This window comes from Mycoplasmopsis opalescens ATCC 27921 (assembly GCF_000712185.1).
Lineage (GTDB): Bacteria > Bacillota_I > Bacilli_A > Mycoplasmatales > Metamycoplasmataceae > Mycoplasmopsis > Mycoplasmopsis opalescens.
Map to the genome: position 1 here is coordinate 108,079 of NZ_JOOB01000008.1, position 25,311 is coordinate 133,389.

General features: G+C 29.0%; 22 protein-coding genes. 15 read left to right on the top strand and 7 right to left on the bottom strand.

Features of this window, described 5'->3' with window-relative positions; genetic code table 4:
• Window positions 1-23: 23 nt before the first annotated feature.
• The 4 genes from T385_RS03545 to T385_RS03750 form a co-directional block, all read right to left on the bottom strand.
• On the bottom strand, window positions 24-824 hold the full coding sequence (locus tag T385_RS03545; protein ID WP_051677937.1) for a GNAT family N-acetyltransferase: 801 nt from the start codon (window positions 822-824) through the stop codon (window positions 24-26).
• Between the two features lie 40 nt (window positions 825-864).
• Window positions 865-1,107: a YdbC family protein gene (locus tag T385_RS0100620; protein WP_029905577.1), complete on the bottom strand. Its 243-nt coding sequence runs from the start codon at window positions 1,105-1,107 to the stop codon at window positions 865-867.
• Window positions 1,108-1,222: 115 nt separating this feature from the next.
• Window positions 1,223-1,420 carry a 50S ribosomal protein L32 gene (rpmF, locus tag T385_RS0100625; protein WP_029905579.1) on the bottom strand — a complete coding sequence of 66 codons (198 nt, stop codon included), beginning with the start codon at window positions 1,418-1,420 and terminating at the stop codon, window positions 1,223-1,225.
• A 177-nt stretch (window positions 1,421-1,597) separates the two neighbouring features.
• On the bottom strand, window positions 1,598-1,804 hold the full coding sequence (locus tag T385_RS03750) for a DNA cytosine methyltransferase (RefSeq protein ID WP_051677938.1): 207 nt from the start codon (window positions 1,802-1,804) through the stop codon (window positions 1,598-1,600).
• Between the two features lie 312 nt (window positions 1,805-2,116).
• On the opposite strand from T385_RS03750, the gene T385_RS03670 reads away from it, so the two are divergent.
• The 3 genes from T385_RS03670 (at window position 2,117) to T385_RS03755 (ending at window position 3,937) form a co-directional block, all read left to right on the top strand.
• The gene (locus tag T385_RS03670; RefSeq protein WP_156953935.1) at window positions 2,117-2,254 is read left to right on the top strand and encodes a hypothetical protein; all 138 of its coding nucleotides are present in this window, start codon (window positions 2,117-2,119) and stop codon (window positions 2,252-2,254) included.
• 356 nt (window positions 2,255-2,610) lie between these two features.
• Window positions 2,611-3,747 carry a methionine adenosyltransferase gene (gene metK, locus T385_RS0100640; protein ID WP_029905582.1) on the top strand — a complete coding sequence of 379 codons (1,137 nt, stop codon included), beginning with the start codon at window positions 2,611-2,613 and terminating at the stop codon, window positions 3,745-3,747.
• A gap of 67 nt (window positions 3,748-3,814) precedes the next feature.
• Window positions 3,815-3,937 (top strand): hypothetical protein, encoded by a 123-nt coding sequence (locus T385_RS03755; RefSeq protein WP_281170963.1) that lies wholly within the window; start codon window positions 3,815-3,817, stop codon window positions 3,935-3,937.
• A 95-nt stretch (window positions 3,938-4,032) separates the two neighbouring features.
• On the opposite strand, the gene T385_RS0100650 is transcribed toward T385_RS03755, so the two are convergent.
• Window positions 4,033-4,440 carry a hypothetical protein gene (locus tag T385_RS0100650; protein WP_029905586.1) on the bottom strand — a complete coding sequence of 136 codons (408 nt, stop codon included), beginning with the start codon at window positions 4,438-4,440 and terminating at the stop codon, window positions 4,033-4,035.
• Window positions 4,431-5,837: a glutamate--tRNA ligase gene (gene gltX, locus T385_RS0100655; protein ID WP_029905588.1), complete on the bottom strand. Its 1,407-nt coding sequence runs from the start codon at window positions 5,835-5,837 to the stop codon at window positions 4,431-4,433. Before gltX ends, T385_RS0100650 begins: the two co-directional genes overlap by 10 nt.
• Before the next feature lie 120 nt (window positions 5,838-5,957).
• Here gltX and gyrA point away from each other — a divergent pair, with 120 nt between their 5' ends.
• The 4 genes from gyrA (at window position 5,958) to rpmE (ending at window position 11,384) form a co-directional block, all read left to right on the top strand.
• The gene (gene gyrA, locus T385_RS0100660; RefSeq protein WP_036450663.1) at window positions 5,958-8,711 is read left to right on the top strand and encodes a DNA gyrase subunit A; all 2,754 of its coding nucleotides are present in this window, start codon (window positions 5,958-5,960) and stop codon (window positions 8,709-8,711) included.
• A gap of 14 nt (window positions 8,712-8,725) precedes the next feature.
• Complete coding sequence (locus tag T385_RS0100665; RefSeq protein ID WP_029905590.1) at window positions 8,726-10,369, top strand: MAG5620 family putative phospho-sugar mutase; 1,644 nt, start codon at window positions 8,726-8,728, stop codon at window positions 10,367-10,369.
• A gap of 183 nt (window positions 10,370-10,552) precedes the next feature.
• Window positions 10,553-11,152, top strand: a complete 600-nt coding sequence (gene rpsD / locus T385_RS0100670) for a 30S ribosomal protein S4 (RefSeq protein WP_029905591.1) — start codon at window positions 10,553-10,555, stop codon at window positions 11,150-11,152.
• A 22-nt stretch (window positions 11,153-11,174) separates the two neighbouring features.
• Complete coding sequence (rpmE, locus tag T385_RS0100675) at window positions 11,175-11,384, top strand: 50S ribosomal protein L31 (RefSeq protein ID WP_029905592.1); 210 nt, start codon at window positions 11,175-11,177, stop codon at window positions 11,382-11,384.
• Between the two features lie 81 nt (window positions 11,385-11,465).
• On the opposite strand, the gene recA is transcribed toward rpmE, so the two are convergent.
• Window positions 11,466-12,443, bottom strand: coding sequence for a recombinase RecA (gene recA, locus T385_RS0100680; RefSeq protein ID WP_029905593.1), 978 nt, complete (start codon window positions 12,441-12,443; stop codon window positions 11,466-11,468).
• A 284-nt stretch (window positions 12,444-12,727) separates the two neighbouring features.
• On the opposite strand from recA, the gene T385_RS0100685 reads away from it, so the two are divergent.
• From T385_RS0100685 to T385_RS0100725, 8 genes are all read left to right on the top strand, one after another.
• Window positions 12,728-14,095: an FAD-dependent oxidoreductase gene (locus tag T385_RS0100685; protein ID WP_029905594.1), complete on the top strand. Its 1,368-nt coding sequence runs from the start codon at window positions 12,728-12,730 to the stop codon at window positions 14,093-14,095.
• A gap of 143 nt (window positions 14,096-14,238) precedes the next feature.
• Window positions 14,239-17,106, top strand: a complete 2,868-nt coding sequence (locus tag T385_RS03460) for a putative immunoglobulin-blocking virulence protein (RefSeq protein ID WP_169736956.1) — start codon at window positions 14,239-14,241, stop codon at window positions 17,104-17,106.
• Between the two features lie 8 nt (window positions 17,107-17,114).
• Window positions 17,115-19,487 (top strand): Ig-specific serine endopeptidase MIP, encoded by a 2,373-nt coding sequence (mip, locus tag T385_RS0100700; RefSeq protein WP_029905595.1) that lies wholly within the window; start codon window positions 17,115-17,117, stop codon window positions 19,485-19,487.
• Between the two features lie 14 nt (window positions 19,488-19,501).
• Entirely contained in the window at window positions 19,502-20,977 is a 1,476-nt protein-coding gene (locus tag T385_RS0100705) for an MSC_0624 family F1-like ATPase-associated membrane protein (RefSeq protein WP_029905597.1), read from the top strand.
• Window positions 20,967-21,464: an MSC_0623 family F1-like ATPase-associated protein gene (locus T385_RS0100710; protein ID WP_029905599.1), complete on the top strand. Its 498-nt coding sequence runs from the start codon at window positions 20,967-20,969 to the stop codon at window positions 21,462-21,464. The genes T385_RS0100705 and T385_RS0100710 overlap by 11 nt, the downstream gene beginning before the upstream one ends.
• Window positions 21,464-22,384 (top strand): MSC_0622 family F1-like ATPase gamma subunit, encoded by a 921-nt coding sequence (locus tag T385_RS0100715; RefSeq protein ID WP_029905600.1) that lies wholly within the window; start codon window positions 21,464-21,466, stop codon window positions 22,382-22,384. The genes T385_RS0100710 and T385_RS0100715 overlap by 1 nt, the downstream gene beginning before the upstream one ends.
• Window positions 22,377-22,835, top strand: coding sequence for an MSC_0621 family F1-like ATPase epsilon subunit (locus T385_RS0100720; RefSeq protein WP_029905601.1), 459 nt, complete (start codon window positions 22,377-22,379; stop codon window positions 22,833-22,835). The genes T385_RS0100715 and T385_RS0100720 overlap by 8 nt, the downstream gene beginning before the upstream one ends.
• Window positions 22,828-25,302, top strand: a complete 2,475-nt coding sequence (locus T385_RS0100725; RefSeq protein ID WP_029905602.1) for an MSC_0620 family F1-like ATPase-associated subunit — start codon at window positions 22,828-22,830, stop codon at window positions 25,300-25,302. The genes T385_RS0100720 and T385_RS0100725 overlap by 8 nt, the downstream gene beginning before the upstream one ends.
• Window positions 25,303-25,311: the final 9 nt, after the last annotated feature.

Here is a 25,311-nt window from a genome sequence, read left to right on the forward strand (position 1 = left end):
CTTATCAATTCTAGTATTATATACTAATTGTATTTAGGATGTTTTAAAACAAATAATTTACTAATTTCCCTGTAACCGAGTGAATTATATATTCTGCCTGCTTGCAAATTATCATAAAAAAGCATTGTTTTTATTCCTTTGGATAGTAATAAATTATGTAAGCGAGCCACACATTCGCTTGCGTAACCTTTTTGTCTTGCTTTAGGTAAGGTAAAAACACCACCAATTATCGCCACATCGTCTGTAATTGATGCTGTTGATGCTGCGCTAACAATTTCATTATGGTCATAGACACAAAATCCATAATATCTTTTAGCCTCCATGGCTTTAGTTATTTTGTAAATCTCATCATCTAGCGAGCTCATAAGTGTTTTAAATTCATCTATTTGGGCCTTTGAGACACAAAGATTAGCCACATCATTAATTTTAGTTTCGGTTGCAAAATTACTATTAACTGGCGCCAAAGTGCTTAGTTCCGCTAATATTTCGCTTTTAATAATATAGTTATCATCTTTAATTTCTTTTTCAAATCTATTAAAAGTTTCTGAAAATAAAATCCAGTTTCGAATTTTATTTTCATCAATGAAGCTTTTTATTTGATTGTAATTTACTTTATGTAGCGGATCGTAAAAAAGTAAAGTTTTTTGAAAATTCATTAGGCAGGCTACAACCTTATTTTTTTCTAAAACTATGTATGTACTGATGTTTTCAGCAAATAAACCATATGTTTCAATATCAGAAATAAAAAAGAAGTTCTCACTTTTATTTTGTTTAAGAAATTCTAGAATTTCATTTTTTTGTTTTTCATTAGCTTTTATAAACATTTTTATCCTTTTTACCAAAAATAAAAATCCCTTTCGAGATTTATTGAAGTTTCGATAATTCTTCATCAATTAAACTTTTAAGAACTTTTAATTCTTCAAGAGTTAAGGTAATTCCTTTTGATGAACGAGAACGGTCGGCAGATCAGTCACGAATATCATATTTAGGTCCAGCATTATTTCAACTAACTAAATTAAGTTCTTTTTTGTAGCCATTTGTTGATTCTGAGATTGTTCCTAATTCACGTACAACAGTGTTGGTGATTTCTGGTCTTTTATATGCCATTTTTGCCTCCTATATTTAATATAATATATATTAATTATATATTAATACATTATTTTTATTATTTAAATATTATATTAAAAAAATTTCTCTTGTGGCCACAAGAGAAATAGTATTATTATTGGTTTTCGTCGGCAACTTTAACCGCTTCAACTTTTTTACCTTTGTAAAATCCACAGCTTCCGCATGCACGGTGTTGTTGAGTAGGTTTTGAGCAATTTGCGCAATTTACCAAGTTTGGAAGTGTTAAAGCATCATGAGTACGACGTTTGTGTTTACGTTGTTTAGATGTTTTACGTTTTGGAACTATCGCCATTAGGATTCCTCCTTTTTCTATTTAACTAGTTAATAAAATTAGCATTAGAATTATAAAAAAAGAAATTAAAAACAATAACAAAATAAAAAATATTTTAATTAATTTATTGCATATATTTAATATTTTACTTTTTATACAGTAAATAGCCTGTTTGAGATTGTTTAATATTCAAGGAATTTAGCAATTTTTAGTTTTGTCTAGAATTTTTATTATTTGCTCAGCAATTTTATTTATTACTGGTACTGCAACCGAATTACCGAATTGTTTATATGCTTGCGTATCACTGACTGGAATTATAAATTCTTCTGGAAAACCTTGTAATCTAGTTGCTTCTCTTGGTGTTAATTTTCGCGGATTTTTATTATTTTTTAGAAAATTAAACAATTCAAAATTTTGAATTTTAGATTTATTGGTTCTAACAATATAAATGCGTTCACGGTTTTGTTAAACACCAAAATCTCTAGTCTTAAACAATGTGTAAAAACTTCATAATTCATTAATTTGAGTTCTTTTAAAATTATGTTAAAAGTTTTACCACTTCCGCGATTTACTTAGTTTTTTTATATTTTCCAACAAAATGCTTGTGAAATTATCTAAAAATTAGGTAAATTGTCGATTATCTTATGCTCAAATGGTAAAAGAATTTGAGCTAATAAATGAATTAGTTTTAATTGATGCATGTATTGTTTTTCTGGCGTGGTACAGTATAAAATTAATAAAGTAAAAATAACTTTAAGAAAAAAGTGACAAGAAGTAGCTAAAAAGATGATGAAAATAGATGCAAAAGAAATGTTTTGAGACACACTAGATAAAGCAATTCTTAAAATATATTAAATACACTTTATGAATTTAGTATAAACGTTATTAATACTAAGCAAAATAAATTTGAAAATTATATTAATAACAGCTGAATTTTGTAATTTAGAGATTTAATCGAAAATTGTCTAAATAATGATAGATATTCATGCCTAACATAATTAAATACGAAAGAATTTTTATTAAATTTCATTAAAAAAAAGTTATAAATTTGATATATTTACTAAGAAAACATTAAGAGTTGCTGAGCTATACCGCTAAGAAGCAAGCCAACCCCATTTGTATGGAAGGTGGAAGGTTAGGGATTTACATAAATCCAGCATGTTAATTAATTTTAGCTCACTCTCTTTAATTATTAAAAGGGAGTTTTTTATATGCAAAATAGAATTTTATTTTCTTCAGAAAGTGTAGGAAAAGGTCATCCAGATAAAATTTGTGATCAAATTTCAGATGCGATTTTAGACGCTTATTTAACATTAGATCCTCATTCTCGCGTTGCTATTGAATCAGTTGTTAGTGCTAATTTGGTGGCAATAGCCGGTGAAGTTAGTTCAAAAGGTCATGTTGATGTTGTGGATGTTGCGAAAAAAGTTATTAGTGAGGCTGGTCAATATACTGAAAATATGACATTTGTAACTGATATTAAAGTGCAAAGTGAAGATATTGCCAGAGGTGTTTTATTAGATGAAAAAAATATTGGTGCTGGCGACCAAGGCATTATGTTTGGTTATGCAACTAATGAGACAAAAGAATATATGCCTTTAGCAATTCAATTAGCCCATGAAATAGTCAAATTAGCTACTAAAAAAATGGAATTAGGTGAATTTAAATACGCTAAGTCAGATATGAAAAGTCAAGTAACTATTGATTATAGTGATAGCAAGAACCCTGTTATAGATACTGTGCTTTTTTCTTGTCAACACGATGAAAATTTTATTGAAAAAGAATTTAAAGAATTTATTGAAAAAAACATAGTTACAGATGTTTTAGTAAAATATAGTTTTACAAAAGCTAATAGAATTTTGATAAATCCTACAGGCAGATTTGTGATTGGCGGACCAACTGGCGATACAGGTCTAACAGGAAGAAAAATAATAGTTGATACTTATGGTGGGGCATCTAGACACGGTGGCGGAGCATTTAGTGGTAAGGACTCTACAAAAGTAGATAGATCAGCAGCTTATATGTGTCGTTACATAGCTAAAAATTTAGTTGCTGCCGGGCTCGCTGATAGAATCGAGTTGCAGGTTTCTTATGCTATAGGTATAGCTGAACCAACAAGCATTATGGTGGAAACTTTCAATACAGAAAAGGTTCCAACTGATAAAATTAGAGAAATTATTCAAAAATTATTTGACCTTAGACCATATGCGATTATTAATAAATTAGAACTAAAAAAACCTATTTATAGACAAACTGCTACTTTTGGTCACTTTGGTAGAGATGATTTATCGCTTCCATGAGAAAAGTTGGATATGGTTGAAAAAATCAAAAAAGAAGTAAATAATTAATAACTATATTTCTTTTATTAAAAAAGCTTTTTTGATACAATAACAATACTAAAAATAAAGAGAATAAATGAAAGGTTTAAAAATGCGTAAAATTGTTAGAGAAAGAAACAAATTAAGAGCCGCTAAAAGATTACACAAATTACAAAAAGAACAAGCTCGTGATGAACGTCGTGCTGCACGTTTAGCATAATTTAATAATAAATAATCATAAAGTAATTTTTTCTAAAGCCTCGTGTTACTGCGAAAAAATACAAATTAAAAATAAAGCTTTTGGCTTTATTTTTTTTAAATATGCATTAATTCCATTTTTACTGCAATAACTTTATTTTGGTCGCCATCAAATATTGTGTAACTAAAATATGAGCTGTTATCATCGGTTTTAGTTTCATGCAATTGTGCAAAAAGCGAAAATGAATGTTCATTTGAATCTTTATCAATCTTAATAAAAGTATTTTCAGTTTTGTTATTTTTTTCTAAATTCAATGTTGCTACACCACTAAAAATATTAACTTTATTTTCATTTACTTCGATACGGTTTTCAACATTATATGTTGGTTCAATAAAAGTATAAACTCTAAAAATTTCTTTAGTTTTAGGATCAGGTTGATATTGAATTTCACTATCTGTTTCAAATTCAATAATATTTTCGCTTGCTTCAGCGGGATTTTGGGTAATTTTTATTCTTATTTTCATACTTCAAGTCTCTTTGATACTAAATTTTTGCCAAATAAGTAAATTGCTTTCGCTAGTTCAGGGCCATGTTCTTCATATGTTGTTGCAATTCTAATTGGCATAAATAAGTTTTTACCAGCTTTATTCGTTGCTGTTTTGGTTTCATTGATTGCGTTTTGAATACCTTCAATCGCGAACTCATTTTTATCTAGTTGTTTAATAAATTCATGAATAACATCAATGTTTTCTTGTGGTATAGTTAATGTCAATTCTTGTTTAGTTTGTGTGTAAATATTTAAATTTTTCTTAAGTTCATTAAAAGTTGTGCAAGATACTTTATATGTGTCTACAAATAGTCTAGATCATTCATTGTCTTCTAAAGACAATTTTTCTAATAACTCTGTAGTGCAGATGTTTTGGAAATATTTTTTCGAAAATCAATCCATTTTTTGAATGTCGAATTTAGAAGGGCTTTTGCTTAATCTTTCAGGGTCAAAAGCTTTAATTATTTCATCATGACTCATTATTTCCTTGCCTGATTTTTCAGTTCAACCTAATAATGTTAAAAAGTTAAATAAAGCTTCCGGAACATATCCTTCATTGCGATAATCTTCTATAAATTGTTTGGTTGAAGTGTCGCGTTTTGATAATTTTTTACCTTCCATATTCGTGATAACAGTAAGGTGTCCAAATTCGGGTGTCTTTCAACATAAAGCATTATAAATAACTAATTGTTTTGGTGTATTTGTAATATGTTCTTCACCACGCAAAACATGTGAAATCGACATATCATGATCATCAATTACTACTGCAAAATTGTAAGTTGGATAGCCGTCACTTTTCATGATAACCCAGTCACCGATATCACTAGAATTAAAGCTTATGTCTCCTCTAACTAGATCTTTTCACGCTAGATTTTCATTTTTAGGCATTGCAAAACGAATTGAAAATAAGCCTTTTTCATCTCTTTTTAGTTTCTCGTCTTCGCTTAATTTTAATCAATTACGATCATATTTGAATGCGACTATACCTTTTTTTTCACTTTCAGCATGTTGCATTTCTAATTCGGCTTCATTATCGTATGCTTTATACGCTAAACCTTTTTCCACTAGTGAATAAGCAATTTCTTTGTAGCGATCTAATTTTTCTGATTGTCGATATTTTCCGCATTCTTTATTTGGTTTAAAAGGGCTTTCGTCAGGGATAATGCCTAATCAAGCTAAGTTTTCTAATTGACTTTTTTCACCATCAACGACGTTTCTTTTAACATCTGTATCTTCTAATCTAAAAACAAAATCACCATTATAATGCTTGGCAAAAAGGTAACTAAAAAGGGCAGTTCTCGCTCCACCGATGTGTAAATAACCTGTTGGGCTTGGTGCATATCTTGTTCTAATTTTTGTGTTTATATCATTCATTTTTTTCACCTCTTTTATAGTATAAAATTTTACATCTTTTTAATAATATATTAAAGCAATGATAATTAAATTTTAAATATTATGATAAAATTAGCAATATATAAATTTGGAGGTTCGTCAATGCCTTTTGATCGTAATAATACAGAAGAAAAAAACAAGAATAATGATGATGAAAAAGCTGATTTAAAAGAAAAGTTAGATGAAGATTTTATCCCTGAGGATGAGCTTTTTGTTGCGTTTAAGCCTGTAGAACAGTCGAAAACAGAACAAGATGATGATGAAGAAGAAAATCAACCGCAAGCTAAAGATGATTATGTAGTTCAATCACAATTATTAGATAAGCCTCAAAACGGGATTACTCCTGTTGATGTGCATAAAGAAATGAAGGATTCATTTTTAGAGTATGCTATGAGCGTCATTGTTTCACGCGCATTACCAGATGCGCGTGACGGACTTAAACCTGTTCACCGTCGTATCTTATATGATATGCATGAATTAGGGATAACACATGGCACACAGCACCGTAAAAGTGCAAGAATTGTTGGGGACGTTTTAGGTAAATATCACCCTCATGGTGATAGTTCGGTTTATGAAGCTATGGTAAGAATGGCTCAGGATTTTAGCTTACGTTACCCACTTGTGGATGGACACGGTAATTTTGGCTCAATTGATGGTGACCAAGCAGCTGCGATGCGTTATACTGAAGCTAGAATGAGTAAACTAGCTTCAGAAATGCTGGACGGCATTAAGAAAAATACTGTAGATTTTACACCAAACTATGATGCCTCTGAAATGGAACCCGAAGTATTGCCTTCACGTTTTCCAAATTTATTAGTTACAGGTGGTAGTGGTATTGCTGTTGGTATGGCTACCTCTATCCCTCCACACAATTTAGGCGAAACAATTGATGCAACAATTGCATATGCCCGCAATAATGACATTACAAACGATGAATTAATGGAATACTTGCCAGGGCCAGACTTTCCAACCGGAGCAATTATTCTTGGTAACAAAGGAATTAGACAGGCTTACAATACTGGAAAAGGCTCTATTACCGTAAGGTCAGTCGCAAAAATTGAGGAATTCGCTAATGGAAAAAGCAAAATTATTGTTAGTGAAATACCATACGAAACCAAAAAAACCTCAATTATTGAGAAAATAGCAGAATTAGTGAAATTAAAAGAAATTGAAGGAATTTCAGATTTACGTGATGAATCATCAAGAGAAGGAATCAGAATTGTAATTGATATTAAAAAGAATCATAATCCACATGTTATTTTAAATAAACTTTACCGTCAAACTAACTTACAACAAAATTATTCATTTAACTTTGTTGCTTTAGTTAACGGAGAACCTAAATTACTTGATTTAAGAAGCTCACTAAAAGTTTATTTAGATCACCAAGAAAATGTTGTGCGCCGTAGATTAGAATTTGATTTAGCTAAAGCTGAAGAGCGCTACCATATTTTAGAAGGTTTAAAAATAGCTGTTGAAAATATTGATGAGGTTGTAGCTCTAATTAAATCATCAAAAAATGATGCTGATGCGCAAGCTAGATTATCATCTCGTTTTGCTTTAAGCGAAAAGCAAACCAAAGCGTTAGTTGATATGCGTTTAGGTCGTCTAACAGGTTTAGCAATTGAAAATATGCTTGAAGAAATGAAAGAATTATTTGACCAAATAACCTATATACAAGGAATTTTGGCTTCAAGAGATAAATTAATTGAACTAATTATTACTGAGCTTAATGAAATAAAAGAAAAATACAATGATAAACGTAGAACCGTAATCGACACTTCAGCTTCAGGAATTGTAACTGATGAAGATTTAATTCCGCAAAAAGAAGCAATTATCACAATTAGTGTTAAAGGCTTTGTTAAACGTATGGAACTAAGTGAATATCAACAACAACGCCGCGGTGGTGTGGGTAAAAGCACAATGAAGACATATGATGATGATGATATCTCATCAATCATTCAAACAAATACGCACACCGACTTATTACTATTTTCTAATTTAGCACAAGTTTATAGAATTAGAGCGCATGAAATTCCTGAGTTATCTCGCACCTCAAAAGGGGTTGCTTTTGTGAATGTTTTACCAGCTTTAAGAGTTAAAGATAATGAAAAAATTGTTTCAATGCTTCCTATTGATGGATATGATGATGGTCAATACTTATTTACCGCAACTAAACAAGGATTAATCAAAAAAACACCAATTGATTTATATGAACACATTAATGCAAATGGTAAAAAAGCCTTCGTGCTTGATGAAGGTGATGAATTAGTTCGTGCATTTATTGCTACTGATAATGACTTAATTTTATTAGGCAATTCTAATGGCCGTGTTGTAAAATTCAATGCTTCTTTAATTCGCCCAGTGGGACGTGTTGCTCGCGGTGTTAGAGGTATTAAGATTGATGGTAATGAGCTAGTTGTTTCAGCTTCAACAAACACCGAAGGCGAATTCATTTTGAGCATTGGCGAAAGAGGTTTTGGAAAAATTACGCACCATTCACTTTATCGTTTAACAAATCGTGGTGGTAAAGGTATTATGTCAATTAACACCAAAAATGCCGGCTTATTAGTTACATCTCGCTTTATAAACCCTATGGATGAACTATTAATAATTACTAATACAGGCCAAACTTTAAGAACATCATTAGCGGCCATTAATGAAACAAGTCGTATCACTAAAGGTGTTAAGTTGATTAATTTAAGAAATAACGAGGTTATTGTAAGCATCGAAATAATTAAAAATGATGAACCAGTAAATGATGCTGAAGTTAAATCAATTCAAAATTTTGTTGAGGATATTAAGCAAAGAACCCAAGAAATTGATTTAGATAAAATTGATGAAGAAGTCTATGAATAAGGAGTTTTAGTCAAATGGATTTGAATGAAAAGCATGACCCACAAGAGCTAAATTCTCCTGATGAACAAACTCTTGAACAAAGCAAAACAAATAAACTTCTTCCTACAAAAGTAGATATGATTTATGAAAATAATCATATTTATTTTTCTTATAATAAAAAAAGCTTCTCTTTACTCAAGAGATCAATTTTACCTTTGATTAACGCAATTTTAAGCGTAGTAAATATCAATAAAAATGAAAAAATTTGAATCAGTTATGAAAGTGGAGACTTATCTGAAATTATTATAAACAGTTGTAATATTTTTAACTCCAAAGGATATCAAACTTTTATTTTTGACAATTTTGAACAGTCTAATGTTTCCTTGGACGAATATTTATATTTAGAAAAAGGATTTAATTGGCACTTAAGATTTACAAAATACAATAAAGACAAAAAAATTAAGATAGATTTTTTTAATATTATGAAACAAGCTAGAATGAGCCAACCACAGGCAAATTCGGAACAAATTGTTCAAAAATATTTATCACAAGATGGCTTCGATATTGAAGTCGATGAAAGTATCCTTAACTTTATTCCATATTACCAAACAATTAAATATGTTTCAAGTAATAAATGGATTCTTAAGGCGTTTGCTAATATCCACCATAGATATAAAGGAAGAGTTTTTATCGGGACTGAAAATAAAACATCATTAGAATTATGTGCTTCAATAATGCGGCAAAGCAATACAGATGTTGAATTTGCCAAAAAAAGCATAAATTTAAAGCGTTTTAAAATTAATTCATGATTTTATAAGCCTAAGCTGCTTGCACACAAAAATAAAACTATGGCTTTAATTCATTTTGATAAATATCATGATATTAATCTGGCTATTAGACAACATAATTCTTATTTATGGCTTAGCAAAGATGAACTTGCATTAGTTTATTTTGACTTTATTTTCGAAGAAATGAAGCGAGCAAAACTGAATATGGCCGATTTATTTGTTGTTGTTCCGGTCAATGCATCAAAACAACTTTTTGAGTTGCTAACACAATATAATATTTCATATCGATACTACCAAAATGAATATGTTTTGGAGTATATCGATGATAAAAAATGCATTTTTATTTACGATGGCAAACAGTTTAATGCCGATCCTAGATTTTCAAGAAGATTTAATAATTACTATTTTTTAGCCTGCATCATTTGAATGCTTAATTCATATCAAAATCGCAATAATTTATTACCTTTTAAAAACCGAAGATTAAAAGAAATATTTGGTAGCTATAAACACTATACTATAGAGGAAAAAGTAAATTTCGATGATATTAAAAAGCTTGAAAATTTCATCAAAAATTATTCCACTAATGGCTTAATAAAAAAGTTGGAAATTAATAAAGCAATTTTTCATAATATTAAGCAAAACGATAAATTATTTTTATTTACTTTAACCTTGGTAAATAATCATCAGCTTAATTTTATGTTTGATGAACAAAAAAATAAGCTGGTAATTGAAAATTGCATATGTGTTGAATATGACTATAAATCTTATTCATTTATTATCGAAAAATTTAAAATCAAAAAACTTATTAAAACTATTTTAAAGCTTGGTTTATCTAATGATTATGAACCTCAACATGTTTATTTAGATAGTAAAAACAAAGAGATAAATTAACTTTGCTTTTTTAGGTTTATATATATAATAGAACTGCATACAACAGCAAGGCAACATATTTTGAAATATTAAGCTTCATTAGATTTGATAGTAAGTAAGCTGTCACACTGAAATCATTAGAGCTTAATTAACAAAATAGAGTTGCTCCATAATGTTTTATGCGATTAATTTTTAAGGAGAAACATTATGAGATACACTGATCCAGTGTTTAAAAAATCACGTCGTTATGGTTTTTCAATCCTTGAAACTGAAAAAGAGTTCTCAAAAGGTCGTAAAAGAACATACGCGCCTGGCCAACACGGCAACAAGAGAGTAAAACTTTCAGATTACGGACTACACCTATACGAAAAACAAAAAGTTAGATACCTTTACGGTTTAACGGAAAAACAATTAGCAAAATTCTTTGCTCGTGCTTCAAAAATGAAAGGTGTTTTGGGTACAAACCTATTACAACTTTTAGAAAGCCGTTTAGACAACTTAGTTTATAGAGCAGGCTTCGCAAGTACACGTCGTCAAGCACGTCAATTAGTTACTCACGGACACTTTACATTAAATGGCCACAAAGCCGACATCCCTTCGATGATTATTCCTGTTGGCTCAGTAATTACATTAAAAGAAAAATCACGTAAAAATGTTCAAATTACAGCTCAATTAGAAGCTAAAACAACTGCAAAATGAATTACATTAAAAGACTTTAGCGCAACAATTGATCGTTTACCAGAAAGAAACGAATTCCTTCCAACAATTAAAGACAACTTAGTTGTTGAGTTCTACTCAAAATAGTTAAGAAAGTGCAGATTTAAATATGAAAAAAGATATTCACCCAGCTTACTATGAAGTTAAAACAATGTGTTCAACATGCTCAAAGGAATTTACTTTCAAATCAACTAAAAAATCATTTTCAGTAGACGTTTGTTCAGGATGCCACGTAGTTTATACTGGTGACAAAACTAAAACTAAAGCAACAGGTATGATTGATAAATTCAACCAAAGACTTGCTAAAAAACAAAAATAATAAAAAGAGGCATCTGCCTCTTTTTTATATAAAAATGTGTCTAAAAAGACTGTATTACACTACTTTTAGACACATTTTATTTTAAAAAAGCATATCTTCTATTTCTTGTTTTAGTTCTGGATTATTAATTAATAAATCGCGAAGTGTTTTTTTACCTTGGGCAATATTGTTGCCTTTGTATGAATATCAAGCTCCTTTTTTATCAATCACACCTTTTTGAACTGCTAATTCTATTAATTCACCGACATTGTCAATTCCATAACCAAAAATAATATCAGTAGTTAATGATTTAAATGGTGCAGCTAATTTATTTTTAACAACTTTAATTTTTAACTCATTGCCAGTAATATCTCTGCCTTCGACAATTGATGTTGATTTTCTAACTTCAATTCTTATTGATGAGTAGAATTTTAAAGCGCGCCCTCCAGGTGTGGTTTCAGGGTTGCCGAACATCACGCCAATTTTTTCTCTAATTTGGTTCACAAAAATAATAGTTGTTTTATTTTTATTTAAACTTCCAGTAATTTTTCTTAATGCTTTAGACATTAATCTTGCTTGTAAGCCGATTTGGTTATCTTGCATTTCACCATTTAATTCAGCTTCTGGAACTAAAGCTGCAACACTATCCACAACAATTAAATCAATTGTACCTGCTTTTGCTAAATAATCAACAATTTGCATTGCTTGTTCACCGCTGTCTGGTTGCGACATTAATAAATTTTTAGTATCTACTCCCACATTTCTTGCATAAACAGGATCTAAAGAGTGCTCGGCATCAATAAATGCAGCAACACCACCAGCTTTTTGGATTTCTGCTATAGCATGCAAACAAAGTGTGGTTTTGCCACTACTTTCAGGTCCAAAAATTTCAATTATTCTCCCTTTTGGATATCCACCAATACCTAAAGCTTCGTTTAATAAATAGCTACCACTTGAAAATGTTTCAATATTATCAGGAACATCGTCATCGCTTAAAAACATAATCGCTTCATCGCCAAATTTCTTTGTTATTTCATTTAATGTTTCATGTAATTCGTTGAGTTCTTTTTTATCTTTCATAATTTGTAAAATCCTTTCATTTATATATTTATGAACTTATAACAATGCTTAAAAAAGTGGATAAAAATAGAATTATTGCATTTTTTAAAGGTTTCATAATGATTTTTTATTTAAAAAAAACAATATTAAAATAATACATATTTTACCAAAATGCCTATACCATAGTGATTTTAGAAATATATAATATGTTTATAAAGAGAATAGGCAATTGTTCCATTATTATATAATATAAAAGATAAAATATGAGCTCATATCTTATTATCAATATATTAAGGGAGAAAAAAATGAAAATTATTGTTATTGGCGCGAACCACGCAGGAACAAGTTTTTTAAGAACTTTAAAAACTGTTAACCCATCTGCAGAGGTTACTGCTTACGATCGTAATACAAACACATCATTTTTAGGATGTGGAATTGCTGTGTGAGTTGGTGGTGCAATGGAGCAACCAGATGGATTATTTTACTCATCACCTGATATTTTAAAAAATGAATATGGAGTTAATTTAAAAATTCAACACGATGTAATTAGAGTTAATCGTGTAGCAAAAACTGTTACAGTTAAAAACCTAGTTACTGGTGAAGAATTCGAAGATAATTATGACAAATTAGTTTATGCTGGTGGAACTTGACCAATTGAGCCAAACTTGCCAGGCGCTAAATTAGAAAACATAATGTTATCTAAATTATTCCAACACGCTGAAATCTTGGTACAAAAAGCAAATGATAAAAACATTAAAAATGTTGTTGTTGTAGGTGGCGGTTATATTGGTACTGAATTAGTTGAAGCTTACCAATTAAGAGGCAAAAAAGTTACATTAATTGACTTACAAGACCGTGTAGTTCCTAACTATTTAGATGAAGAATTTACTTCAATCATGGAAAAAAATATGGTGAAAGACGGCATAACTTTAGCTCTTGGGCAAAAAGTTATGGAATTTAAATCTAAAGATGGTGTTCATGTTTCATCAGTTGTTACTGATAAAGGTGAATATGATGCTGATTTAGTTATTATGTCTGTTGGATTCCGTCCAAATACAGATGCTTTAGTCGATGTTGAAAAACTACCTAATGGTGCTGTTAAAGTTAATGAATTCCAACAATCAATTTCAGACGAAAATGTTTATGTAATTGGTGATTCAGCTGCCTTAAAACACTGTGTCACAGGTGAATACGCACACGTTGCCTTAGCTACAAATGCTGTTAAAACAGGTGTTGTTGCCGCTTTAAATATTGCTGGAGTTAAGGTTCCTTTCCCAGGTGTAGCTGGAACAAATGCAATAAATGTTTTTGGTTGCAAATATGCTTCAACCGGTTTAACTGAAGTTGTAGCTAAAAAAGCAGGATTTGCTGAAGCTGCAAGTGAATACTGAGAAGATAATTCACGTTGTGAATTTATGTCTACATATGAAAAAGTAGCAACTAAAGTTGTTTATGATAAAAAAACTTTAAGAATTTTAGGTTTCCAAATCGGTTCATGAGGTAAAGAAAACCATACTGAAGTTGCTTACTTATTTGGTTTAGCAATTCAAAAAGGCTTAACATTACCAGAAATGGCTTTAACTGATGTATTCTTCTTACCTCACTTTAATAAACCATTTAACTTCTTCTTAGTGCCAATGTTGCATGCATTAGGATTAAAATATAAAGCTTAATATTAGTATCTATATTTATAAAACATACCATTATTATATATACTGGTATGTTTTTTTATGCTATTGTAAATTTTAAAAAATTTTTTAAGAATATATATATATATATATATAATAGTGCTAAAAAAATATATAGGGTAGGTTTAATGATGAAAAAGAAACGTAAACTAATTATCTTTACTTTAGCTACAATGGCTAGTTTGTCACTTTCTGCAAGTGTTGGTACATATAGCTACTTTTCGATTGCTGATTCCAAATCAAAAATCACTTATAGAGGCGGTAATTCGCATAGTCCTAGACTAAAAGATGGAGGAGAGTTTGATATTTCAAACTCTATTTCGGGCAACAATGACAGTGATAAATTAAAAGAGAAAAAGCAACCAGAAGTTATAGCTCCAAAAGAGCCCGAAATTAAAGAAGATATTAATAAAGATATTGAGATTCAAAAAGATGATAAGTTAAAGAAGGAAGAAGATAAAAAAGAGCCAGAGAAACCTAAAGAAGAAGATAAAAAAGAAATTGTTGACAGAACTAAATTAACTAAAACTATAGCAGATGCATTGAATTTGATTAATGAGCTAAATGATCCAAAGTATTTAAATATCAAAAAAGCTCTTGAAGGTGAATATAATAGCGCTTTAATTATTGAAAAAAATCAAGATGCTACAGCTCAACAAATTACTGATTCTGAAGACAAATTATCTAAAGCTATTGCTGAAGCTAAAAAGTTAAAAGAAGCAATTGATAATCCAAAACCACCTATTATCAGCGATGAACCTTCTAAACCTGAACCTGCTCCAGATGTAGAGATTAAACCAGATCCTATTCCAGAGCCAGAGAAACCTAAAGAAGAAGAGAAAAAAGAGCCAGAAAAACCTAAAGAAGAAGAGAAAAAAGAACCAGATAAACCTAAAGAAGAAGAGAAAAAAGAGCCAGAAAAGCCTATTGTAAATCCTCAAAAACCAGAAGACAAGAAGGAAGATATTGTTAATAAAAAAATAATTATTGATGGTGCAGAAGTTAATGCAAAAGTTAAATTACCTAAAGATAGACACGATTATCCAGATGATGTTAAAAGAGGTTTAACTAATAAAAAGAAATATCAAAACAATGCAGTTGGTGAAGTAATTGAAATTGAAGTTACTGAAGAATTAATTAAAAAACAAATCGAAGGCGCAAAACAAGGAAGCCATACCGGAGTGTTTGATGACTTTAGATGAAAAACCTGAACAAAAGAAAAAGAATTAGATCCGAACACTAAAGAAGGACTAGAAAAACTAAGTCAATTATTAGTTGGAACTGAAAACGAAAAATATAACTATGATAACTATATTCATAGATATTTACGTTTATTAAATTCACCTCATATTAAAAAGTTCTTAGTTGAAAGAGCACAACAGGAATACGATACTAAAATTCCTGAATTTGATCGTGAAGTTAAAGAAAATGAAAGAAAATATAAAGAATTAGAGGAAGAAGCATATAGAGAATCTGTAGAGTATCATAAATTACCTATAAATCAACAAACTGAAGAAAGATATGAGCCAATTAGACAAAAATTCCGTGAAGCAGCAGAACTTAAAAGAAAACATGAATCGTTAAAAGCTAAGAAAAATATTTGATTAATTTCCAATTTAGATCCAAATAAGTTTAATAAATTGGGTAAAAATGCACAAGATATGCTTAAAAAAGGTTATACAGTTGACCCAAGCAACTCATATATTAATGAAAATGGTGAAATCGATTCTTACGCATACTCACCTGCTCCTGGATTCAATAGCACAATTGATAGACAAACTCGTGATAACAAACAAAGAAGAGTTTTTGGCTATGACAGTTGACACGGTTTATCAGGCGATGCCATCACAAAAGATGTTTACCCAGGTTGAAAAACTGAAAATGTTACACATCAATATAAAGGTAAATATAATCTACCAGATAGAGGTGTAACAATTAAGAAATTAACGAAAGAAGATGGTTCAAAAACTGGAATTATTTTAGAAATTAATGCCGAAGTAGCAGATGCATACAACAATACTGTTCGCATCATTAATGAATTTAAAGCTAAAGGCGAAAAAATCACCGGTTATAAAATCATTAATATGGGTAAATTAGGCAGACAATCATTTAAAGAAATTTTAAAAGCCTTACCAGATAATATTGAATTATTAAAATTATTCTATGCGAGCCATAATACTTCTGATTTAATTGAGTTAGAAAATAAACATATTAAAGAGTTAGGACTTTATTCAACGAGCAACAGACTTCCTTATGAAGATGGTTGATCGGTAAATCCATTAGCTTTAAAAAATGTTGAATGAATTAACTCTATTGATTACAACTATCCTGGCGGATATTCAGGTGGATATATTCCACCTTCAAGATTAATAGTTGATACTTTAGCCTTCGATGAGGGTGATTATAAAGCTGACGAAAAAGGTAATATTACAAACTTAGAACGTATTAATGATGGTTTAAGAATTGCTTACTGAACAAGAAATAATGAACCATTCTTCCAAGGTGGATTTGGTCCAGGTCTTGAACCCGACCACAAAGAAAGTGGCAATAGTTGACCTTTAGGACTTGATTTATCAAGAACTAAGAAATTAAGAAGCTTAAAAGGCTTACAATTCTATGATAGATCAGGAAAAAACAATACAACACGTAAGCTTAAGAGATTAAAACTTTATTCAGAGGGTGAATACTTTGATATCGATATTGATGATCTTAATGATGCACAATTTGCTGAAATTATGATCTCAAGTCAACCACAAATGCCCAAAACAAAAATCACTTTCAGTGATAGAAATACTAAGAAAATTAGAATTACATCAAGAAATAACACTAAATTAAATTATTCAGGATTAAGAAACTTACAAGCATTATTTAGATGATGTGAAGAATTAACAGATAAAACACTATATGCAAGTGATGACCAAACTAAAAATAATTTAAGTTATGCTAATGGATCATATTCAATTAGTTTAGCCGAGGATGATATTAGTATTATTTAGGAGGGAAGATGAAAATTAAATATTTAAATTTATCTTTAATATTAAGTGCTTCAGCAATTTTGCCTGCTGTTGCTATTTCATGTACAGATAAGCCAAAAAATGAACCTGATCAAAGTGGTGAAAATAAAGAACCTGATCAAGGCGCTAAAACTAATTTAACAGAAGCTGAAAATCAACTTAAAGAAGTTAAATTTGATGTTATTATTGATGGTAAAACTGAACGTGAATATAAAGATAGAGTTTATGCACATGCTATTGAATTAATCGAAGATATTCAGTTTGAGCTAAAAGGTGATGCTAATGATAAATATGTTGTTATCCCTAAGAAATTAGAACAAGATATTGATAATGGAAGGCTTAATATTAGCTATGAAGTTAGATATAGCAAAGCACAAGTTGAAAAAAATAAAGATTTAGAAAATGTTTCTTTTAATTCTAAAATTACTGTAGATGGCTTAAAAAAAGGAGAAGATCCTGCAAAACTTTTCAATGATCTCCACAATAAAGATAATACTAATAAAAGTCTTTTAAAGGAATATTTAACTTGAGATCAATCAAAAAGATTTGAGCATGATAATAAAAATTACATAAATGCAATTAAAGGTCAAATTGGCTATCCTCAAAATAAAAAACCTGAAGAAATTACTGTCGACACACTAAAAAGCAGAAAAGAATTAAGTGATAGCGAAATACAAAATTCACGCAAGGCTTTTGATGCTAAAAATAAAGAATCTAAATTAGATTCATTTGACAACTGATATTTAAAAACCTTCTCACTTCCTATTTTCGATGAAAACGGAAACTTTAAAGGTTTTAGTGTTAACGAAGCTTCACAATTTGGTATTGGACCAAGCTGAATTGATATAGCAGATAGAAATAAATTTCAAGCTAGTGGATATCCACGTACCATTTTAAATGATATTTATTTACGTCAAGCGCTTCAAACCTGACATATTGAATTTGCTAATCCAGCTTACAACGATTACATTAGCGAAAAAACTGGTAAAAAAGAAAGAATTCCAAATAAAACTATAACAACAGCTGGTACAGCTTGAATTCTTGACTATGAATTAGCAAAGAATGGCCAATACCCAACTAAATGATATATTGGAACTAACCTACACGTTGCACAAGCTCTTACAGATGAAACTGAAGGTTTTTCAATTAGTAGATTAGATAAAGATGACACTAAAGTTGCCGAAGATGGACAATTAGCACATTTAGCTTCAACTGGCTATGACATTAGAACTAATAGATTCAGCTTCCAATTAGATACTGATAAAGAAAAAGCTAAAAATAACCCAATTAAAATTGTTTATAAAGCAACTGACTACCTAAATAAAGACCCTAAAGATTATGCTGCTGATAGTCACAAAAAATTCTTAGAAAACAAACAAGAATTTGCTGATTTTGCTATTCTAGAGCTTGATTTAAGCAAATTAAATGGTAAAGAAAATGCAAATGGATTTAAATATTTCAGTACATTCTGAGTTCAAAATACACCAGAGATTACAGCTGACAAACTTCAATTGGCTCAAGTTAACCTAGAAAAAGCAGTAACTGAAGAAGATAAAAATAAAGCTAGAAGTGAAATTGCTAAACTTATAACTAATGATTATGCTAATTTAAATGAAAAAGATAAAGCTAAATTCATTAAACGAGATTATTTAAATAATTACACACAAATTGATAGACCTCTTAATCCAAAACAAGAATTTAATGGCGATTCACTTTATGCTGTTGGTTGACCACGTGCTGATTATGATTATGTTTGAGATAAATATGCAGATGAAGAAGAAAGAAAAAACCAAAAATGAAATTATGAATTATGAATCAATAAAGATTCAGTGGTTTCTATTCAAAACAAAAAAGATGGAAACTGACTTTCATATGGTATCGGTTATAGAACAATTAATGATAAGCCGGGTATTGTTGATGCCTTTATTAGTGCACCTAAAAATGCTGATAAATTCTTTAGTTATGAAGGCAAGGAATATGTTAGTGTAGGATTAAATTACTCACCAAAACACTATGCACCTTTTGGTGGTTCATCTGGAACAAGCATCAGAAATCAAAATAACGAATTAGTAGCTATCTTTCACACAGCGAATAATCAAGCTGGTGCGGGTTTAGCTGTAGCATTCCGTTCAGAAGGTTATGACTATAATAAAATTTTTAAATTCAAAGAAAATGAATACTATGAATTACCTCAGTATGACTTAATTTATGGTGGCGGAAAAGATCAAAAAACTGGTGCTTCATACCGTGAAGCCTTAAAAACACTTTATAATGGTAAAAATATGAAAACCTGACTATTCCAAAATGGTTTAAGTCAAATACCTGAAGAGTATAAATTTACTAAAGTAGCTGTAAACAGCTAATTTTAGGAAAAAAAATGTACACAAAAGAGATTCAAAACAACAATGTTTTTGTCGATGAAAAATTAAAATCATCCAAAAACATTTTGCTTTTTTCTTTAAGGACAATTACTTTAGCATTAGCATTTTTATCTGTATTAATTACATTAATATTTGTTAAAAAAACGCTTTTAGCTCAGTCAATGCTTCCTTATAAATCTATATCTTACTTTTTCAAATTTGAAGCAACAGCACAAAGAACCAATTCATTTTTAGTGCTTTATCGTTTCTTATTATTATTTGGAACAATGCTTTTTGTGTTTTATGTAAACTACACAAACTTAAAAAGATATAGGTTGCTACTGTTAAATTATTTACCTATTTTTATTGCTTATACTCTTTATGCTTTGGTTTCTTTTATCTTACTTTTTAGTTATTATCAAAAAGACGCCAACAAATTAATGAACTTAACCTTCATATTAATTCCATTATTTGTAATTAGATTTTATGACTTGATTCTTCGTTTTGTAATTGGCAAAAAAATCGATCCGATTTTATATCGTTCACGTATTCCTTTTATCATTAACATTGTGGCCAAAATTTTAGTTTATTCAACCATCCTTTTCATCTTTTTATATTGACCATCACAAGCTAAAAATAATTCACTTTTTAGTGAGCAAGGCAAAAATAATTTTTATGAATTTGTTCGTAATTTATTTGCTAACAAAACAGCCGTAAACCTTTTGATTGTAATCGCAATTTTCACATATGCAGGTATATTAATTTTTGCTAATAATATCTATACTACAGTTCTTTTGGTAAACAAAAGAGTTAATGCAAGCTCATTACAATATTATTTAGAAATAACCTTTGTAATGTACATTGCTACTTGCTTATGATTCTTTAGGGCTTTATTTTATGAAGCAAATGCAGATAATTTATTGGACGGACCAAATAAAAATAGTAAGTTTTATTTAATTTCAATCGCATTGTTGGCTTTTATTTTTGCAGGGTTTATTGTTAGCCAATTTTTCATTAAAAATGATTATCGTAAAAATAATTTAGCTTTTATAACTTTGATTTTAGAAAACTTTTTATTAATTAGTACTTACTTCTTTATTACTTTATTTAATAAGGATACAACAATTAACATTATTATATTAGCTTTTTGTGCATTATTTATTGCTCTAAGTGATTGAATTTTTTACTTAAAAGTTAAGAAAATAAGTTTCCAAGCAACGTTTTTCATGATTGGATGCTTAATGATTTTAGGTTTACAATTAGCCGTTAGTGGAGTAAATCAGTTATTCTTAACCAATGAAGGCAAAAACTGATTATTCTATACTCTATTCCCTCCATTGAGTCTAATGCAAGTTATCACACTAACATTTATTAGCTTTTTAATAGCAAATGGGGCATACTTAATTATTTTGATTTGCGTTATCATTGGAAAAATTATCCATTACGAAAAAAAACAAACTATCAATAGTCAAGGAGTAACTCATGAAGAATAAAAAAATAGATTTATTTCCACTTTATAATCAATTTAGTGCTTATGAAAAAATACGTTCAAATGACAAATTTATTAGTTATGATAAATTAATTTCTTCAGTATTGTTTAGTTCCCAAAATGGCTATGATAGTGCAGTTTTGGAAAAATTTAATTCAGCTTTTACAATTTATCAAAATGATAAAATACAATTAATTTTTAAAAGTTTCATCCTTGGTTATGAAATTAATAATTTTTATGCAATAGATAAGTTAGTACCAAGTATCAACACTAGTGAAAAATCACAAATTGCTTCAATTAATCTAGCTATAAATGAAGAGGAAAAATACAATAATTTTTTAACTATTTATAACAAATACATTTTAGAATTAATTAATAATGGTTTATTTGTTGAAATTTTCCATGGTTTAATTATTTACGTTTCAGATCAAACTAATAACATCAAGGTGCTATTTAGTAAAGACTATGTAAGTCAGCTAAATATTCAATAATGCAACTAGTTAAATTATTAGACAAACGTAAAAAATTAAATTTCATTCACAAAAGAGTATCAAATAATAAAAACATTTTGCTTATTAAAATAATTAAGATGACAAAAAAGCTTAAATTCTGTTCAAAAAAGGCTTTTGAATGTAAAAATATCATTACTGTGATTAAAAAAACTTACAAAGTTAATAATGAAATAGTCGATAGAAACTTAAGTCTTTTATTTGGCTTTTTCAAAAAGAATATATTAAAAAAAGTTAAAGATCCAGAACTATTTGTATACTTAACCGATGAACAAAAATATGGAACGGATTCATATTCGCGTTATGAAAAAACATTAATTAAAGAAGCGAAAAGCAAAAATATGCACTTTATTACAATTGGAAATCGTGCAATTGAATTTTGCAAAAATAATGATTTTAATGTTGTCCAGCATTTTGATGCATGAGATAATTCATCAAAATTTATTAATAATTTTTGTGAACTTATTAAGCAGTACTACTTAATTGGAGGCTACAAAAAAGTTAATTTTGTGCTTAACTCAAATAAAAACCACGATCAATATTTCACGATTTTGCCTCTAAAAAACTTTAATCTAGAGAAGCTAGTTGGTAAGTTTGAGGAAGAATTTGATCATTCTTATTTAACTAAGGGGCAAATTTTCCCTAATGTTAATGAGTTTTATGATAATATAATTGATCAATTTATTTATTTTTCAGTTCAAGCTCTATTTATAGAAAGTAGCTTTTACCAAGCTAAAATTGATTTAATTACTTCAAATAAAATTAATTCAGAACTTGAAGAAAGTATCGCTAAATTAAATAAAAAAATCTTATCAGCAAAAAGAGAAAAAGAAATTGAAGAAATTAACATTATCACCAGAAAGAAAAAGTCAATCTTAAATTTGGAGGGTAAAAATGTCTAATCGTCTAAATTTAAGCATTCACTATGATTTCGATAAAGTTATTAATATAAGTAATATTGAGCTTTATGTTTATGATATTGAAGAGGCTGTTTTTGTTGAACTTAAACCTAATTTAGCTGCTGCCTTAAAGTTGAATTTAATTAAAATTGCGTCTGAAAATTTTGCAGATAATAAATATATTTTTGTTGAAAACTCACAAATTTATATTTTTAAAGATAAGGCTGATATTCATTTACATGATAAACCAATTTTCTATGCTTTTGATGCCAATAAGCCTGTAAAAAAGACAAATTATAAACATATTGATCAAGAAATTAAACGTTTAAATGCACGTGAGTATATTAATTTTTCTCCGCAAGACGCGGCAGAAATTTCATTAAAAAAAGCCTTCTGATACAAAGAAGATTTAATTGCAACATTAAAACTAGTTGAAAGGAGCTATGATGAGTAGAAAATTAAAAAAATTTATTTTAACAAGCACTATATCTTCATCATTATTGTTGGCTCCATTATCAATTAGTGCATCTAATAAGAGATTAGATGGTGACCAAAATAATCCACATACAGATAAAAAAGAAAAACAAATTAGTGAATTATTTAACTCATTTAAAACTAGAGCAGATGCAGCATATGAGAATTCAATTAAAACAATTCTTGATAAATTAATAAATATTAATACAAAAAGAATAACTGAATTAAAAGAGGCTGAAGTTAATGGTGATAACTTAGCGGAATTATTCTACCGCCAACAACTACTTAACTTTTTAACCAAAAATAAAGATAATATTATTAAAAATCCTCTTAAATACAACTTTGTGTTAATGACCCCTTTTACTTTATCACGCAACAAAGAACTTGAAGAAGGTGAAGTTAAATATGGTGATAAGCTTTATAGTAATGTTAAATTTGGTACGCCTAATGGTGAAAACCATGCTGAATATGATGCAAAATTAAAAGAATATAAAAAGCTCTTAAATGTTGATAAACTTGAAAATTCAAAAAAACTTAAAAATGTAATCACAAATGATGAATTTACAAAATTTTTAGAAGGATATTATGCAAGATTAGATGAAAAAATTCTAAGCATCATAAACCCAAAGGAAGATATTTTTAAGTTTAAAGAAGATATAGAATTAGTTTATACTGATGATTCGACAATTAAAACTCAATTTACACAAAAATGAATTGAAAAAAATAAGGATTTTGATTCATATTTCTTAAATAAAATCAAGCCACGTTTCATTGAGTTTGATTTAGAAGAAAATAATAATGTTAAAATTGAAGAAATTGAAAAACAACCTGAAAACGAAGAGCAAGAACCAAATTTAGATGAAATAGCTCCACCACCTTTAACTCCTCCTGGAGATTCTAATGAAGTTGATACCGAGCCAATTGATATTAATACTGTTGTCGAATCGCTTCCTCCACTTAGTCCATTTGTTAAGCCCGAATTTGTTAATTATTCACACGAAGAAATAAAGCTTTTATTTGATAATGAAATAAACGATTCGAAGGAAGCTGATGTTCTTAAAAAAGCAAGTGAAAAGTTTTTCTTCTTTAATAACCCAATTAACACCAGAATTAAATATTTTGTTCGTAAGCTTGAAGTTGATAAAGACAAAAATGGCGAGGAACTATTAAAAGCTTATGTAGAAATTAATGACCGCGTACCTTCAAGAAGTGGAAAAATAAGCAAAAGAACATACTTAATTGCTGTTAATAATAAATTTTTTTCAAATGATAAAAACAAAGCGGCTCAATCACTTATTTACTATAACCAAATTCAAGAAATAAAAGCAACATTTAACAAGTTTTATGATGCCTTATTACTTGATGATAAAATTAATTACAATCAGCTAAATAATAGAGCTCTCGCTATTTCTTTATCATCAATGGTTGATTTAGCGATTAAAATTACTGAAGGAACTGAAATTAAATTCCCTTCTGGTGTAAATAATGAAGTTGCAAAACATAATTTCAATAAAAATGAGTTTAAAAATATTCAGAGAGAATTAATTAAAAAATTTTCATCTGAAATTAACACGTCAAATATAGATAGTGAAGCAAATAAGCGCATCATTAATGAATCAAATGACCAAATCCGTTATGAATTTCTATATGCTTTAACATTTTCAAAAATTAATAATTTTTCATACTTTAATTATATGGTTAATGCACACACGGATTCTGCTCGAGGGATTGTAAACCGTTTAGCTAAAGCTTCTAAAGCAAATAGAAAAGATTTTATACAGCCTAATTTTAACTTAAACAAGCTAGATATAGATGTTTTAGAAAGATTAGTAAGATACACAAATAGAAGCACTCAAAACCTTCAAGGTGTATCAATATCTCCTGCAGTTGATTTAAACAGATGATATGAAAAATACCTAAGTTATTTAAAACATGTTAGAAAAAGCACTGTAATATTATCTGTTTTAGTTGGTGGACACATCACCACAACTAATAAAGAAGAAGATTCTTATGATAAGCAATTAAAAGAAAAGAAAAATAATCCAAATCCTGGGGCAGGAAGCAATCAAGCTTCATTAACTGTTTCTAATTTGAATTCTTCTGAAAATTTAAATAATCAAAATAAATCAGGTGAAAACAAGCCTGCTACAGATGAAAAAGACAAAAGCACAAAGAAAATTTATATTAACAAATATCTTGATGCCTACAATGAAGCTAATAAAATAATTAAAGTTGCTCAAAAAGAAGAATTAAAATCAATATCTAAATTTATGTATCCAATCATAGCTGTTGCGACCTTTTTACTGATTTTAACAATAGTTTTAGGTGGCATATACTTATCAAAACACAAAAATAAAAAATTAATTGTAACGTTTTCTACCGCAATTCCCCTTACTTTATTAATTTTATCTGTCGGAGTTGTTGTAGTTCTATTAGCAACTATTTAGAAAGGAAAA